Genomic DNA, 14,860 nt, shown 5'->3' with positions numbered 1-14,860 from the left:
TGAATAGAGTTATGGGATATCAGTCAGCACAGAATTTAAATATGATTGTTGAAAAGCATGCCTCATTAGTCAAAAAAGTGGCGTGCCATTTAATTGCTCGTTTACCGGCCAGTGTGCAGCTAGATGATTTAATTCAATCGGGTATGATTGGTTTAATTGAAGCTTCAAAAAACTTTGATGCAAGCAAAGGTGCAAGTTTTGAAACCTTCGCCGGTATTCGTATTCGTGGTGCGATGATAGACGAAATGCGCCGAGGCGATTGGGTTCCACGTTCAGTTCACAGAAAAAGCCGTTTGGTTGCAGAGACTATTGTTGCGCTTGAGAACAGTTTAAACCGTGAACCTAAAGATAGTGAAGTTGCTGAAAAACTTGAAATTTCGCTAAATGAGTATCATCATATTTTAAACGATGTAAATGTAAGCAAAGTGTTAGGCATTGAAGACCTTGGTATAGATGACGATGTGATTACACCCCATGGCCAAGATTTAGCACTAGACAAACCGTTTAATAATGTTAAAAATGAACGGTTTAATGAGTCTTTACTCAGTGCAATAAAGTCGTTACCGGAGAAAGATGCAATGGTGCTTTCTTTGTACTATAACGATGAGATGAATTTAAAAGAAATTGGGCATATACTCGATGTAAGTGAATCGCGTGTAAGTCAGATACATGGTCAGGCGATGATTAAGCTTAAAGCAAAAATCAATGACTGGATAAACTAGAAGTAAGTAAATAAAGGTTCAGGCCTCACTGGAGGATGTTTTGGATAAAAACATTAAAATTCTTGTTGTTGATGATTTCTCAACAATGAGACGTATTATTAAAAATCTGTTGCGCGATTTAGGTTTTACCAATGTTCAAGAAGCAGATGACGGGTCAACTGCTTTGCCTATGTTGCAAAATCAAGCGTTTGATTTTGTTGTAACAGATTGGAATATGCCAGGCATGCAAGGTATTGATCTTTTAAGGGCAATTCGAGCGGATGAAAAATTAAAGCATATTCCTGTTTTAATGGTTACAGCAGAAGCTAAAAAAGAACAAATAATTGCTGCGGCCCAAGCAGGTGTTAATGGTTATATTGTTAAACCATTTACTGCAAGTACATTGAAAACTAAATTAGAAAAAGTGTTCGAACGCTTAGGTTAATGAGAGGGAGAGGCTTATGTCAGCACCTGCTGCGCCTCAGATTACTTTAGAACAAGCTCGCCAGTTAGTTGTTTTTTTAGAAAATGGTGAGCAAGATAAAGCGAATCAGTTAATTTTAGAAACAGCTTCACAAGAGCAATCACATTTATTTGCTGAGGTGGGAAAGTTGACTCGTCAACTGCACGAAGCTTTAAAAAGTTTCGAGTTAGACACGCGTTTAACAGACATTACCACTGATGCCATCCCTGACGCAAAAAAACGCCTTAACTATGTCATGGAAATGACAGAAAACGCAGCCAATAAGACAATGGATGCGGTTGAAGCAAGCTTACCATTAGCACAAGAAATCGCTGACGAAATAGCTGATATCAAGCCAACGTGGGATCGTTTAATGAACCGCGAAATAGAGCTTGGTGAGTTTAAATCACTTTGCCATAGTATTGATAAGTTTATGAGCAGTTCTCATCACAAAACCGATGAGTTACAAATGCTGATGACTAATGTGCTGATGGCTCAAGACTATCAAGATTTAACCGGTCAGGTTATTCGCCGTGTTATTGAACTTGTCCGTGAAGTTGAAGAAAGTTTAATTCACCTTTTAACTGCATTTGCAGCGCAAGGTGGTGAGGCTGAACCAACTGAACAACCAGAAAAAATAGAAGATCCCATTGTTGCACAAACACTAGCAGGTCCCGAAGGGCCTATTATTGATAAAGAATCGCGTAATGATGTTGTATCTGATCAAGATGAAGTTGATGATCTATTATCAAGTTTGGGCTTCTAATAGGGGAGTACTGCATGAGCTTTGAAGTCGATGAAGATATTTTACAAGACTTTTTAGTAGAGGCCGGAGAAATCCTTGAGCTTTTATCTGAACAGTTAGTAGAACTGGAAAACAACCCAGATGATACTGAGCTACTAAACGCAATATTTCGCGGTTTCCACACTGTAAAGGGTGGCGCTGGCTTTTTGGCTATGACAGAGCTTGTTGATGCATGTCATGGTGCTGAAAATGTGTTTGATTTACTGCGCCAAGGTGTAAGAACAGTTAACTCTGAATTAATGGATGTGATTTTACAAGCACTGGACACCATTAATGAAATGTTTGCCACGATTAAAAATCGTGACCAGCCAGAGCCTGCGGATCCAGAATTACTTGCTGTACTTCACAAACTTGGGCAGCCACCGACAGCAGAAGAGCTTGCCGGCGATTCTGTGGTTGAAGATATAGCTCCTGTGGAAACTCCATCGGTAGAGCCTGAACCAGTTGCAGAGCAACCGAGCAACGATGCTATAGAAGACCCGTTTGCTTTTGATGAATTATTTAGCGGCCCAGATAGCAGCAGTACTGAGTCTCAGGTTGATGAAATAACCGAAGACGAATTCGAAAGCCTACTTGATGAACTTCATGGAAAAGGGCAAGCCCCACAAGAAAAACAATCATCATCAAGTGACAATGATGTCAGTGGTGATATAACTGACGATGAATTCGAAAGCCTACTTGATGAACTTCATGGTGTAGGCAGCTTTGGCGAAGTGAGCCAAGCAACCTCAAGTACACCACAACAAACACCATCAGCTCCTGTGGCTCCACCAAGTAACGAGCAAAGCTCGGGCGATAATGAAATAAGTGACGACGAGTTTGAAGCGTTACTTGATGAGCTTCATGGTAAAGGTGCACCTAAATCGATAGAAACACCGGCTCCTGTAAGTAAACCAGAACCTGTAGTCGAGAATAAACCTGCGCCTGCTGCGACACCAAAGCCACAGCCTAAACCAGAGCCAGCTAAGCCGGCTTCTGCGGCACAAGCAGCTCCCGCTAAAAAAGCAGCGCCTCCACCGGCAGAAACAACGGTACGAGTTGATACCAAACGCTTAGACCAAATAATGAACATGGTAGGTGAACTGGTACTTGTGCGAAATCGTTTGGTAAGTCTAGCGACTAACTCTGATAGCGAGGCCATGGGTAAAGCAATTTCTAATTTAGATGTAGTGACAGCTGATATCCAAGGTGCGGTAATGCAAACACGAATGCAACCAATCAAAAAAGTATTTGGCCGCTTCCCACGTGTGGTACGTGATTTAGCTCGTTCATTGAATAAAGATATCAACTTGCAAATGGTAGGCGAGGACACTGATTTAGATAAAAACTTAGTGGAAGCGCTTGCTGATCCGTTAGTGCATTTAGTGCGCAATTCAGTGGATCATGGCATTGAAATGCCAGACGTTCGTGAAGCATCAGGTAAACCTAGAACCGGTACTGTTACTTTATCAGCGTCTCAACAAGGCGATCATATCTTGCTTACTATCCAAGATGATGGTGCTGGTATGGATGCTGAAAAGCTTAAAAAGATTGCCATTAACAAAGGGGTGCTTGATCACGACCAAGCGAGTCGTCTTTCTGATACCGAAGCTTATAACCTTATTTTTGCACCTGGGTTTTCAACTAAAGAAGAGATTTCAGATATTTCTGGCCGTGGCGTTGGTATGGATGTGGTTAAAACAAAAATCACTCAACTCAATGGCTCAGTAAATATTAAATCAGAGATGGGCGTAGGTACTACTTTAGAGATTAAAGTACCACTGACACTGGCAATACTGCCTACCTTAATGGTAGTGGTTGGCGAACAAACATTTGCTTTGCCGCTGGCGGGTGTTAGTGAAATATTCCACTTGGATTTAACAAAGACCAATGTGGTTGATGGTCAGCTTACTATAATAGTTCGTAAAAAATCGATTCCGTTATTCTACCTTGAACATTGGCTCATCAAAGGGGCTGATAGAGGTCAGCGAAAAGCACAAGGTCATGTGGTTATTGTGCAAATAGGAACTCAAAAAGTGGGTTTTGTTGTTGACTCGCTTATTGGTCAAGAGGAAGTGGTAATTAAGCCTTTAGACGCATTACTTCAAGGGACGCCTGGTATGGCAGGTGCAACAATCACCTCTGATGGTGGCATTGCACTGATATTAGATGTGCCAAGTATGTTAAAGCATTACGCTGGATAATTAAAAGTAGGCATATATTTTATGCCTACCCATTCATTGAATAAGAGAGCGAAATGGCTGTTAAAGTTTTAGTAGTTGATGATTCAAGCTTTTTTCGCCGCAGAGTGAGTGAAATTCTTGCACAAGACAGCGGCATTGAAGTTATAGGTTTCGCTGTAAATGGTCGAGAAGCTGTCGATAAAACAGCTCAATTACGACCTGACGTGATCACCATGGATGTTGAAATGCCGGTGCTTGATGGTATTAGTGCGGTTAAAGAGATCATGGCGAGTAACCCCACTCCTATTTTAATGTTCTCCTCGTTAACACGCGCAGGCGCATCTGCCACCTTAGATGCACTTGATGCCGGCGCGATGGATTTTTTACCGAAAAAGTTTGAAGATATTGCTCGTAATAACGACGACGCAATAAAGCTATTACAAAATAAAGTTAAAGAAATAGGCCGCCAGCGAAATGGTAGAATTATCAGAGCGCCTGCTGCTCCAAGTCTTAAACCAGCGCCAAGCACCTCTGAGCGCTTTGCTAATAAGCCTATAGTGCAACCTGATCGTAGCTTTAAAAGCGCAAGCCCAACGCCTTCTAGTAGCACATCAACGCGTGCTAGTGGTAAGCAATATCAATTAATTGCTATTGGCACATCAACAGGTGGACCAGTTGCACTGCAAACTATATTGACTCAGTTACCTGCTAATTTCCCACACCCAATACTACTCATACAACACATGCCAGCTGCATTTACACCTGCGTTTGCGACTCGATTAGATAGCTTGTGTAAAATTAAAGTAAAAGAAGCACAGCAAGGCGATAGACTGCAACCAGGCTGTGCTTATTTAGCGCCAGGCGGACAGCAAATGATGGTAGAAGGGCGAGGTTCAAACAGAACATTACGTGTATTTGAAGATAAAAATGAACGAGTTAGCTATAAGCCTAGTGTGGATATTACCTTTGCTAGTGTAGCAAAAGCGTATCAAGGCGATGTACTTGCCATTATTTTAACTGGTATGGGCGCAGATGGTCGTGACGGTGCTCGCATGCTTAAACAAACTGGCGCTACAATTTGGGCTCAAGATGAGAAAAGTTGTGTTGTCTATGGTATGCCGCAAGCAGTAGCTAGTGCTGGATTAGCAAATGAAAACATAGGCCTTCATGATGTGGCGGTGCGCTTAAAAAGAGAGGTTGGCTTTGGATAAGCTTTCTATTTTAGGGTTATTGGTTGCATTAGGTGCTATTGCAATAGGTTATTCTTTAGAGGGAGGTGTGGTATCTGCGCTGTTTAATGGGCCTGCACTAATTATTGTATTAGGCGGTACATTAGGTGCGGTGATGCTGCAAACATCAGCCAATACTTTTAAGAAAATGCTTAGTATTACACATTGGGTTTTTGTTACTGATGAGCACGATATTGAAGATGCTATTGAGCAAGTAAAACGCTGGTCGCATAAAGCTCGCCAAGAAGGCTACTTAGCGCTAGAAAACGAAGCGCTTACTCACTCTGACCCCTATGCCGCCAAAGGACTGAGTTTATTAGTTGATGGCTGTTCAGAGCAAAAACTACGCGATACCCTTGAAATAGATTTATTACTTGAACGAGAACGATTGCTTGAAGCTAGCCGTGTATATGAAGCGATGGGAGGTTACAGCCCGACTATCGGTATCCTAGGTGCTGTGCTTGGATTGATTCAAGCCATGTCATTTATTAATGATCCTGAGCAATTAGGGACGGGCATTGCTACTGCATTTATTGCTACTATATATGGCGTAGGTTTAGCTAATTTACTGTTTTTGCCCATGGCCAATAAATTAAAGCAACGTGTTGAGCAAAAAATGCTTTACCATGAAATGCTAGCTGAAGGCGTTATTGCCATTAGCCAAGGTGAGAGCCCTATTAATATAGAATTAAAGCTTGAAGCTTACCGCGTTGAACGTCCTATTTTACAGGCTAATTAGCGGTTATGTTGCGCCGTCGCTTACGTCATCACAACACTAAAAATCAACACACTGAGCGTTGGCTAGTTTCCTATGCAGATTACATGACCATTATGTTCGCATTTTTTGTTGTATTGTATGCCATTTCAATAAATAAAGAAGACAATATACAAGTACTATCTGATTCTCTGGAGCATGTTTTTGATAAGTCAACGAAACAATATTCTCAGCAGGGTAACGGGGTAAATGGTGATGCTTTATTGCTTGAAAGGGTGACCCCTGAGGCTGAAATACTCTATGGCGAAAGTATTCAAGAGCAAGAGCAAGGCCCAATGTTACTTGATGGTCAAAGTGACAATAGCAATATTAGTCAACGCCACTTAGGTAAGCCGCTGGATAGTTTATTGGCTAAATTACAATCGTCGCTGATTGATGAGATACGCAGTGGCGAGGCTAGCTTAGAACTAAGCCAAGACTGGTTGGTTATTGAGCTCAATTCCGGATTGTTGTTTGCCAGTGGTAGTGCTGTTGCATATAACAAGGCCAAAGAGATTGTAAAAAAAATTGAAGCAATCATTGCATCAGTCGATAACTATATAAGAGTACGCGGGTATACAGATAACGAAACCATACGAAATGAAATATTTCGTTCTAATTGGGAGTTATCAGTGGCGCGTGCAACCTCAATATTAGTTGAGCTAGAGCGTTTGGGCATTGAATCCGCGCGCATGGCCATTGAGGGGTATGGTCAATACTCGCCCTTTGCTGATAATGATACCGAAGCTGGGCGTGCCGAAAACCGTAAAGTCGTGATTGCACTTTCTAAATATGGTTTAGCACCAGAGCCCTCTGATGAACAAACGAAATCATCAATTTCAGTATCAGAGCAAAGTCAGCCAGAAATTGAGCTACCTGCCCAAGATGATACAATAAAAATAATCCGTTTACCGCATGGTGGCATCCGTGTTACAACGCGCAACGAATAGTAATTAGGATGTAATGTGAAAGTTTGGACAGTAGCCAATCAAAAAGGGGGAGTAGGCAAAACCACTACAGCGGTTAGCCTTGCAGGGATCCTTGCGCTTCAAGGCAAGCGCGTGTTATTGATTGATACAGATCCTCATGCTTCACTAACCTATTACTTTGGTATTGATTCAGAAGATTTAGAGGTCAGTGTTTACGATATTTTTACTCGCGGCTCGAGTATGAAAAGCGAAGAAATATTACAAGCATTATGCCCCTCAACAATTGAAAACCTTGATATTTTACCTGCAACTATGGCGATCGCGACACTTGACCGTAGCATGGGTAATAAAACGGGAATGGGCCTGATTTTAAAAAAAACACTGGCTAAAATTAGCGAGTATTACGATTACGCAATTTTAGATTGCCCACCTGTTTTAGGTGTGCTGATGGTCAATGCGCTTGCCGCCTGTGAAAGAGTGTTAGTGCCGGTGCAAACTGAGTTCTTGGCGCTTAAAGGGCTCGATAGAATGATGCGTACTATGGAATTAATGCAAACCTCTCAAGCGAAAAGCTATGAATATACTATAATTCCAACTATGTATGATAAACGAACCAAAGCATCGCTTGAGGCCTATAAAACACTACAAGAAACGTATAAAGAAAAAGTATGGCCAGGCGTTATTCCAGTTGATACTAAATTTAGAGATGCAAGTTTAGCGCAAAAAGTACCGGTAGATTTTTGCCCAAATGCGCGTGGAGTCTATGCTTATAAAGCATTACTTAAATATTTAATAAAACAAGGTTAATAAATGAGTAAGCAATTATTTGCTAATGAAAAAGTAGTCACTCAGTACTTAGGGGCGTTATTATCTGATGACGAACCAACAAAAGACCTTGAGCCTGTTGCTAAACTGCTTGAGCAGGTAACGTATGAAGAGCAAAAAGAACAACCAGTAATAGTTGAGCCTGTTGTTGAAGTTGAAAAGCTTAATAAGCAAGTATCGAATGTAGAAATTGACACTCTCCAAAAGCAACACGTCGTGCCTGAGCAAGAGGTGGCTGTAGGTGGTGAAGCTGACTACTTTGATGGTGAGTTTCAAGCGCTGTTTTTTGAAGTGGCAGGGCTTACTTTAGCGGTGCCGCTAAAAGCCTTAGGTGGCATTCATGAGCTTGGAGAAGTAAATCATTTATTTGGCAAGCCTAAGTGGTTTAAAGGGGTTATGATCAACCGAGAAGAAAAGCTCAATGTTGTTGATACCGCTCGCTGGGTTATGCCTGAAAAGTACGATGAGCAGTTAGAGGCATCTTTAAATTATCAATACCTCATCACTTTAGGTGATAGCCAATGGGGTTTATTAGCAGAAAAACTAATAAATAACATTACATTGAGTAAAGAAGATGTAAAATGGCGTACAAATAACAGTAAGCGCCCATGGCTTGCTGGAGTAATTAAAGAAAAAATGTGTGCTTTAATAGATGTTAATAATTTAAACGCACTATTAGAGAAAGGCTTAGATAGCCGTCACAAGTAATGACCATTACGAGGTAAGAGCATGAGTGAAGATAAATTACTGTCAGCTAAGAAAAATGCAGATAATAATGATGAGATTTTACAGTGGGTTACTTTCAAGCTAGAAGATGAAACTTATGGCGTAAATGTAATGCAAGTGCAAGAAATACTGCGTTACACTGAGATTGCTCCTGTACCAGGTGCGACTTCGTATGTGATTGGTATTATTAACTTACGTGGTAATGTTGTTACCGTTATTGATACTCGCTCTCGTTTTGGTTTACCTGATATTGAAGCGACGGATAATTCACGTATTTTAATTATTGAAGCTGAAGAGCAAGTGATTGGCATTTTAGCCGATAGCGTTTCTGAGGTTGTTTACCTACGTAGCTCTGAAATTGACAGTGCGCCAAATGTAGGTACAGAGGAAAGTGCTAAATTTATTCAAGGTGTATGTAACCGCGACAATGAGTTACTTATTCTGGTTGATTTAAATAAACTACTTAGTGATGACGAATGGGATGAGTTAAGCGATATATAAGCTTCTCTACATAAAACTATGTTATTACTTGGTATTGCTATTGCGGGTTTAGTTTTTGGGCTACTCTCGCTGCTTTTAATTGTGATGTTTAAAAAGCGCTATGCGAGTGAGCTTGGCGCGCAATTACAACAGTTTAAAGATTCATCAGAGCAGATTAATATTTTACGTAGCGAAGTGTCAGAGTTGCGAACCGGTTTACTGAGTATTGGTAAGCGTTTGCTTGAGGTAGAACAACAAAACCAAGAGCTGATACAGCAACAAGCAGCTCAAAAATACGATGACCCCGATGCTAAAATATACTCTCGTGCAGTAAAAATGGTTGAGTTAGGTGCTGATTTAGATGAGGTTATTCGCGAATGTGAATTACCCCGCGCCGAGGCTGAACTGTTGTTTTCATTACACAAACAAAAAGGCGCTTAGCGCCTTTTTTGCTTTTATAACACTGCGTTATGCTTTTATATTTAGCTTTCCCTGAAAGTCTTGCCAACCAGGCGGAAACTTTCCTCTAACCACATATGAAAACGCAATGAGCTCAGCAATAACAAAGTACAACTCTTTGGGGATCTCTTCTGCGAGGTCTAGTTTCGATAGTGTATTTGCAAGTGCTTCATCTTGATGGATTAAAATTCCTTTTTCTTTGGCTAGGGCAATAATTTCATCCGCCAGTTCACCAAACCCTTTAGCACTTACAATGGGTGAATGTCCCGCCTCGTAGAGTAGTCCAATTGCTGAATTGCTTTTTGATGACTCAGTCATGACTAAACCTTAATATTAATAATGGCATGGGATTGGTAAAATGCTTGATGGTTGTCATCTGCTCGTTTTAGTTTAAGTTCACCCACTTGTAAGCCTTGTTTTGCCAGTTTTGAGCGTAAATTATCAAGATGTGGATGAGCTAAAGCGCTCACCGCTTGGGTTGAGGCTAACAACTGACAATCTAAAGCTTTATCCATGAGCTCTGCGATTATTTGTAGCTTACCCAGCTCGGCATAATCAAAGTTGAGCCTGACAAACCAGACATTTTTATCCGCTAGTTTACCGCTACTGTGCTTTTTATACTGCCCTAAAGTTATTTCTGTTTGCGCCGCTTCAGCAGGTAACTTCATCGGTAATAAAAATTGCACCAAGGTGTTTGTGTCAGGTTGTTGACTAATAGCAGACGTTTGTACTTGGCTTAATGTGTTCTTAATTTGGGTTAATTCACCTGCTAATGCTTGTACTTGTGGTTGCTGTAATTGTTCCAACAATTTATTGGCGCTATTACCCACTTTAAACGTCGGTAATAAAACCTGCAGTAAAGCTTCTAAACCCGTTTGATTATTAATACTCACTGCACTTGGATTTTGGTTAATGATAGGCGCGGCTAAAATGCTCAATGAAAGCTGTTCAACACCTCTATTAAACGAGCTCTGTAAAATGTCGCTTTGAAGTTGTGTGGGCTTTATGGTGCTGAGTATTTCGCGCTGTATGGTTGCTGGGTGTAAATTAGTATCTGACAACATGCGATTAAAAGCCTGATTAACTAAACGGTTTAAATCGGTTCCTTGATCAGTCAGTTTGCTTGTAATGGTATTAAGTTGGCTGCTTACTATTTGCTTTGTCGCATCTTTTTGTTCTATTGAGGTACTTGGACTTTGTTTTACAACCGTCGCTAATAAGAGTCTTTCTAAAGGCTGTAAGCTCTGATCTAATGTAGCCGCGTTAGTTGATGGGGATGAAAAAGGAGTCACTAAAGGAGATAAAGCGTGTGCTAATAACGGTTGTTGTTGCCACATAGAAACGCTTGATTTTATTTGCTGGGTAAATTGCATTAGGGGCGGCGCTAAATTTGACACGTTTTTTAATTGTGTCATGTCAATTTTTTGCATTGGAGTGAGCCATTTTTGCTGAGCATTGCCTGTAAATTCTGGTTTTTGAGATGAGCTTACCGAGGTCGTAAATGGCTTGCTTTCAAAGTACTTTACCGCATCTAAAATACGCGTTTTAAAATCAGCAAAACTGCTTTTCAACCATGATTGTATCGGACTATTTATCGTGCTGAGCGGATGCTGTTTACTTGGCGAGTGATCAATTAGGCCTTGCGATTGTTGCAAAGAGAGCATCTCATTAAACGGTTTACTAAATGAGTTTTTAAGGCTCACAGTCATATTATGATAAGCGGTTTTGATCAGTAATTTATCTGCTTGGTGAGTAATGTTTACCTTAGTCGGGATGGTAGGTAGTTCACTTAATTGTCGGTGACTTAGGTTAATAGTTAATGAGTCTTTAAAAGAGTTTGGGCTTAATACCGCAAACTTAGGCATAGCATGAAGCTGAGCTGGGCTTAAATTACTGGCAAGCAACTGTGTTAGTTTGGCTTGGTTTATTGGCTGTGAGTGCACTATATCAGTAAAACGGTTAATAATATTAAGTCGTGTACCTTTGCTATCCGTTTCAATCATCCCCTTTATTAAAGGCTCATCTGCGAGTAATTGTGCAACGTGTTTATTAATAGCAATACTGGCATTAAATTTTTCAATGACCAACTTTGGTGTTGGTTGTAATACCACCTGAAGTGATAGTGGACTGTTTTGAATATCACTTTGGGTGTTTATAAAATTTAAAAATCGTTGCAACTGAGCCGGTTGTTTAATTGTAAAAGTTGTATTGTTAGGGATGATGGTTAAGCTTTTACCATCTGCACTTAACTGTATGTTAGCGCTTGCTATTTTTTCAACGTTTACGGGTGTCTCAGTTGTACCAAGGCGAATCGTTTGCCAATGCTTATTTATAAACACATCAAGCGTGACTGAATCTTTAGAAAACTGAATATTTTTTGCCGTCAGCACTTCAGGTGGCAGTGTTGCTAACGCAGCCTTACCAGAATCAGTTGTTTGATTACTAACCTGTGGGTTAGACAATGTGATGTGCGTTGGTGTATTCATTATTTTATATCAAGTTTTCTGTATTTTAAGTAAATCGATTCTAAAGCAATATTCGTATTACCCTATCATTATGGTAGACTTACCGCTAATTTTTGGCAGAGAGAATCGTCATCTTGTTACACATTAAGTCCGTTACTTGTATCAAGCAAGAGCGTTGTTTGTTTGATGAACTTAATTTTAGCCTTAAAAGCGGTCAAATCATGCAGTTAGCTGGTCCTAATGGGGCTGGTAAAACATCATTATTGCGCATTATTGCTGGTTTTTCGCTGCCGGATGAAGGTGATATTTTATACCTAAATCAATCTATCAAAAAATATTATGACGAATATGCCAGAGACTTATTATTTATAGGCCATAAAACCGGTGTTAACGTACAACTTAGTGCACTTGAAAATGTAGCACATTGGTTGGCTATTAATGGTTATGTTGATACTCCTGACTTATACCCTTTATTAAGTAAATTAGGTTTAGTAGGGCTGGAAGATGTGCCTGTAAGAACGTTATCTGCGGGTCAACAGCGGCGAGTGGCTCTCGTTCGATTATGGTTATCTGAGGCCAAATTATGGGTTTTAGATGAACCTTTCACGGCGCTAGATAAAAGCGGGGTTGCCTTTTTACAGCAACGTTTTACTGAGCACTTATCAAAGGGGGGCGCTATTTTGCTAACAACACACCAAGATTTAACCACCCACTTTAGTGACTTACAAACGTTGACTTTGGAGTACCGCCACTAATGACACGACAGCACTCATATTGGCAGTTATTTGTCGCGGTATTTAGCAAAGACGTTAAGCTCGCTTTTCGTCAGCGCGCTGAAATAGTTAATCCTATCTTGTTTTTTTTAATTGTTATCTCACTGTTTCCATTAGCCATAGGGCCTGAGCCAGGCTTGTTATCAAGGATGGCACCGGGCATTATTTGGGTGGCGGCTTTACTCTCGACCATGCTTGGCCTTGATAAACTGTTTAGAGATGATTACCACGATGGCTCTTTGGAGCAGCTCATTGCTTCGTCATACCCCTTATCATTAACGGTGCTGGGCAAAGTAGCCGCACACTGGGTGATCACCGGCCTCCCGTTAGTGCTAATGACCCCTTTATTTGCTTTACTACTAAATTTAGAAACGACTGCCTTAGTGGCAACGTTATTAACGCTATTATTGGGCACGCCTTTATTGAGCTTCATTGGCGCAATAGGGGCGGGTTTGACTGTGGGATTACAAAAAGGCGGCATTTTAATGAGTCTGCTCGTTTTGCCTTTGTATATTCCGGTTTTAATTTTTGCAACTTCCGCTATTGATACCAGCACTATGTCGCTGGATTACAGTGGTCAGCTTGCAATCCTTGGTGCGATGTTAGTCGTTGCGACTATCAGTGCGCCAATTGCCATATCATCAGCATTAAAAGTGAGTGTAAGTTAATATGTGGAAGTGGTTACATCCGTATGCGAAAGCAGAGCGAGCATATCAATTATGCAATACTCTACTGCCATATTTTGCAGTAGTAACGGTTATTAGTATGGTTGTTGGTTGGGTCTGGGGATTAGGTTTTGCTCCTGCCGATTACCAACAAAAAGACAGTTACCGTATTATTTTTATTCACGTGCCCTCCGCTATTTTATCTATGGGCGCTTATTCATCAATGGCGATTGCAGCCATTGTTGCGCTTGTATGGCAATTACGCAATGCAGAGCTTGCGGTGATTGCAATAGCACCCGTAGGTGCCTGCATGACCGCAATAGCCTTAATCACCGGTGCTGCGTGGGGTAAACCTATGTGGGGTGCTTGGTGGGTATGGGATGCACGACTGACCTCTGAACTCATTTTGTTATTTTTATATCTAGGGGTGTTGTCTTTGTACCATGCCTTTGAAGATAAAAAATCAGCCGGTCGCGCCGCGTCTATTTTAGCTATTGTTGGGGTTATTAACTTGCCTATCATTCACTTTTCGGTGGAATGGTGGAATACCCTGCATCAAGGGGCAAGCATCACTAAGTTTAACCGCGACGCGGTAGATCCAAGTATGTTTTGGCCGTTAATGATTAATATTTTAGCCTTTGCCGCGTTTGTTGGTACTGTGACTTTAATTCGTCTTAAAAATGAAATTTTACACCGTGAAAAGCACCGCCCATGGGTGCGACAGTTGTTAACTAAGGGGTAATTATGCAGTTTGACTCGTTTTCAGATTTTATTGCAATGGGAGGCTATGGCTTTTATGTATGGCTTTCTTTTGGTACATGCGCATTAATTTTATTAGGCATTTTATTTAGCTCGTTACGCGACAAAAAACAAATTTTAGCGTCGGTAGAGCAGCAAATTGCGCGTGAAACTCGAATTAAAAATTCTAAGCAGGAGCAAACCTCGTGAACCCTAGACGTAAAAAACGCCTTTTGGTTATTATTGCCGTACTCTTTGGTATTGGTGGATCAATTGGTTTAGTGTTGTACGCCTTACAAGAAAACATTAATTTGTTTTACACCCCCAGTGAATTAATTGATGGTAAAGGCCCGAATAAAGAAAAGCCTCATATAGGACAAAAGCTCCGCATTGGCGGTATGGTTGTCCCTGGTACAGTGCAAAGAAATGAGCAAAGCTTACAGGTAAGCTTTAAGCTGATTGATACTGGCCCATTGGTCACGGTGCGTTATCAAGGAATTTTGCCTGATCTATTTCGTGAAGGGCAAGGGATTGTTGCGCAAGGTGTGTTAGTAGAGCCTAACGTGATTGAAGCATTTGAAGTGTTGGCCAAGCATGATGAAGAATATATGCCAGCCGAGGTTGCCGAGGCAGTAAAAGGAATTAAGCACGAGAAACCAAAATACAATTTAGATAGCGGGAGCTAA

The 14,860-nt window shown here is 40.9% G+C and carries 18 protein-coding genes; 16 read left to right on the top strand and 2 right to left on the bottom strand.

Going from position 1 to position 14,860, the window contains the following annotated elements:
• Nucleotides 1-11: 11 nt before the first annotated feature.
• The 11 genes from CWC30_RS06765 to CWC30_RS06715 are packed head-to-tail and all read left to right on the top strand — an operon-like array spanning nt 12 to nt 9,515.
• Nucleotides 12-722 carry an RNA polymerase sigma factor FliA gene (locus CWC30_RS06765; RefSeq protein WP_138626713.1) on the top strand — a complete coding sequence of 237 codons (711 nt, stop codon included), beginning with the start codon at nt 12-14 and terminating at the stop codon, nt 720-722.
• A 40-nt stretch (nt 723-762) separates the two neighbouring features.
• A complete protein-coding gene (gene cheY / locus CWC30_RS06760) occupies nt 763-1,146 on the top strand; it encodes a chemotaxis response regulator CheY (protein WP_036981761.1) in 384 nt (127 codons plus the stop codon).
• A 16-nt stretch (nt 1,147-1,162) separates the two neighbouring features.
• A complete protein-coding gene (locus CWC30_RS06755) occupies nt 1,163-1,930 on the top strand; it encodes a protein phosphatase CheZ (RefSeq protein ID WP_036981764.1) in 768 nt (255 codons plus the stop codon).
• A gap of 14 nt (nt 1,931-1,944) precedes the next feature.
• Nucleotides 1,945-4,152: a chemotaxis protein CheA gene (locus CWC30_RS06750; protein WP_138626712.1), complete on the top strand. Its 2,208-nt coding sequence runs from the start codon at nt 1,945-1,947 to the stop codon at nt 4,150-4,152.
• A 53-nt stretch (nt 4,153-4,205) separates the two neighbouring features.
• Nucleotides 4,206-5,342 (top strand): protein-glutamate methylesterase/protein-glutamine glutaminase, encoded by a 1,137-nt coding sequence (locus CWC30_RS06745; RefSeq protein WP_069438700.1) that lies wholly within the window; start codon nt 4,206-4,208, stop codon nt 5,340-5,342.
• Nucleotides 5,335-6,099: a flagellar motor protein gene (locus CWC30_RS06740; protein ID WP_036981768.1), complete on the top strand. Its 765-nt coding sequence runs from the start codon at nt 5,335-5,337 to the stop codon at nt 6,097-6,099. The genes CWC30_RS06745 and CWC30_RS06740 overlap by 8 nt, the downstream gene beginning before the upstream one ends.
• Nucleotides 6,100-6,104: 5 nt before the next feature.
• Complete coding sequence (locus CWC30_RS06735; protein ID WP_138626711.1) at nt 6,105-7,064, top strand: flagellar motor protein MotB; 960 nt, start codon at nt 6,105-6,107, stop codon at nt 7,062-7,064.
• A gap of 15 nt (nt 7,065-7,079) precedes the next feature.
• Nucleotides 7,080-7,850: a ParA family protein gene (locus CWC30_RS06730; RefSeq protein ID WP_008112222.1), complete on the top strand. Its 771-nt coding sequence runs from the start codon at nt 7,080-7,082 to the stop codon at nt 7,848-7,850.
• A 3-nt stretch (nt 7,851-7,853) separates the two neighbouring features.
• Complete coding sequence (locus CWC30_RS06725; protein ID WP_138626710.1) at nt 7,854-8,576, top strand: chemotaxis protein CheW; 723 nt, start codon at nt 7,854-7,856, stop codon at nt 8,574-8,576.
• A 21-nt stretch (nt 8,577-8,597) separates the two neighbouring features.
• The gene (locus tag CWC30_RS06720) at nt 8,598-9,095 is read left to right on the top strand and encodes a chemotaxis protein CheW (protein ID WP_138626709.1); all 498 of its coding nucleotides are present in this window, start codon (nt 8,598-8,600) and stop codon (nt 9,093-9,095) included.
• Between the two features lie 18 nt (nt 9,096-9,113).
• Entirely contained in the window at nt 9,114-9,515 is a 402-nt protein-coding gene (locus tag CWC30_RS06715; RefSeq protein WP_036981774.1) for a DUF2802 domain-containing protein, read from the top strand.
• Nucleotides 9,516-9,542: 27 nt separating this feature from the next.
• Here CWC30_RS06715 and CWC30_RS06710 read toward each other — a convergent pair whose 3' ends face one another.
• The gene (locus tag CWC30_RS06710) at nt 9,543-9,851 is read right to left on the bottom strand and encodes an EscU/YscU/HrcU family type III secretion system export apparatus switch protein (RefSeq protein ID WP_010387940.1); all 309 of its coding nucleotides are present in this window, start codon (nt 9,849-9,851) and stop codon (nt 9,543-9,545) included.
• 2 nt (nt 9,852-9,853) lie between these two features.
• Nucleotides 9,854-12,019 carry a flagellar hook-length control protein FliK gene (fliK, locus tag CWC30_RS06705; protein WP_138626708.1) on the bottom strand — a complete coding sequence of 722 codons (2,166 nt, stop codon included), beginning with the start codon at nt 12,017-12,019 and terminating at the stop codon, nt 9,854-9,856.
• A gap of 113 nt (nt 12,020-12,132) precedes the next feature.
• Between fliK and ccmA the strand changes: the two genes are divergently transcribed.
• The 5 genes from ccmA to ccmE are packed head-to-tail and all read left to right on the top strand — an operon-like array spanning nt 12,133 to nt 14,860.
• Entirely contained in the window at nt 12,133-12,753 is a 621-nt protein-coding gene (ccmA, locus tag CWC30_RS06700; RefSeq protein WP_138626707.1) for a cytochrome c biogenesis heme-transporting ATPase CcmA, read from the top strand.
• Nucleotides 12,753-13,439, top strand: a complete 687-nt coding sequence (gene ccmB, locus CWC30_RS06695; RefSeq protein WP_028833998.1) for a heme exporter protein CcmB — start codon at nt 12,753-12,755, stop codon at nt 13,437-13,439. The genes ccmA and ccmB overlap by 1 nt, the downstream gene beginning before the upstream one ends.
• 1 nt (nt 13,440) lies before the next feature.
• On the top strand, nt 13,441-14,178 hold the full coding sequence (locus CWC30_RS06690) for a heme ABC transporter permease (protein WP_010387946.1): 738 nt from the start codon (nt 13,441-13,443) through the stop codon (nt 14,176-14,178).
• A gap of 2 nt (nt 14,179-14,180) precedes the next feature.
• Nucleotides 14,181-14,384 carry a heme exporter protein CcmD gene (gene ccmD / locus CWC30_RS06685; protein ID WP_008112240.1) on the top strand — a complete coding sequence of 68 codons (204 nt, stop codon included), beginning with the start codon at nt 14,181-14,183 and terminating at the stop codon, nt 14,382-14,384.
• The gene (gene ccmE, locus CWC30_RS06680) at nt 14,381-14,860 is read left to right on the top strand and encodes a cytochrome c maturation protein CcmE (RefSeq protein WP_008465420.1); all 480 of its coding nucleotides are present in this window, start codon (nt 14,381-14,383) and stop codon (nt 14,858-14,860) included. The genes ccmD and ccmE overlap by 4 nt, the downstream gene beginning before the upstream one ends.

Source organism: Pseudoalteromonas sp. S4741 (assembly GCF_005886135.1).
Lineage (GTDB): Bacteria > Pseudomonadota > Gammaproteobacteria > Enterobacterales > Alteromonadaceae > Pseudoalteromonas > Pseudoalteromonas tetraodonis.
This window is presented reverse-complemented; position numbering and strand designations above follow the sequence as displayed.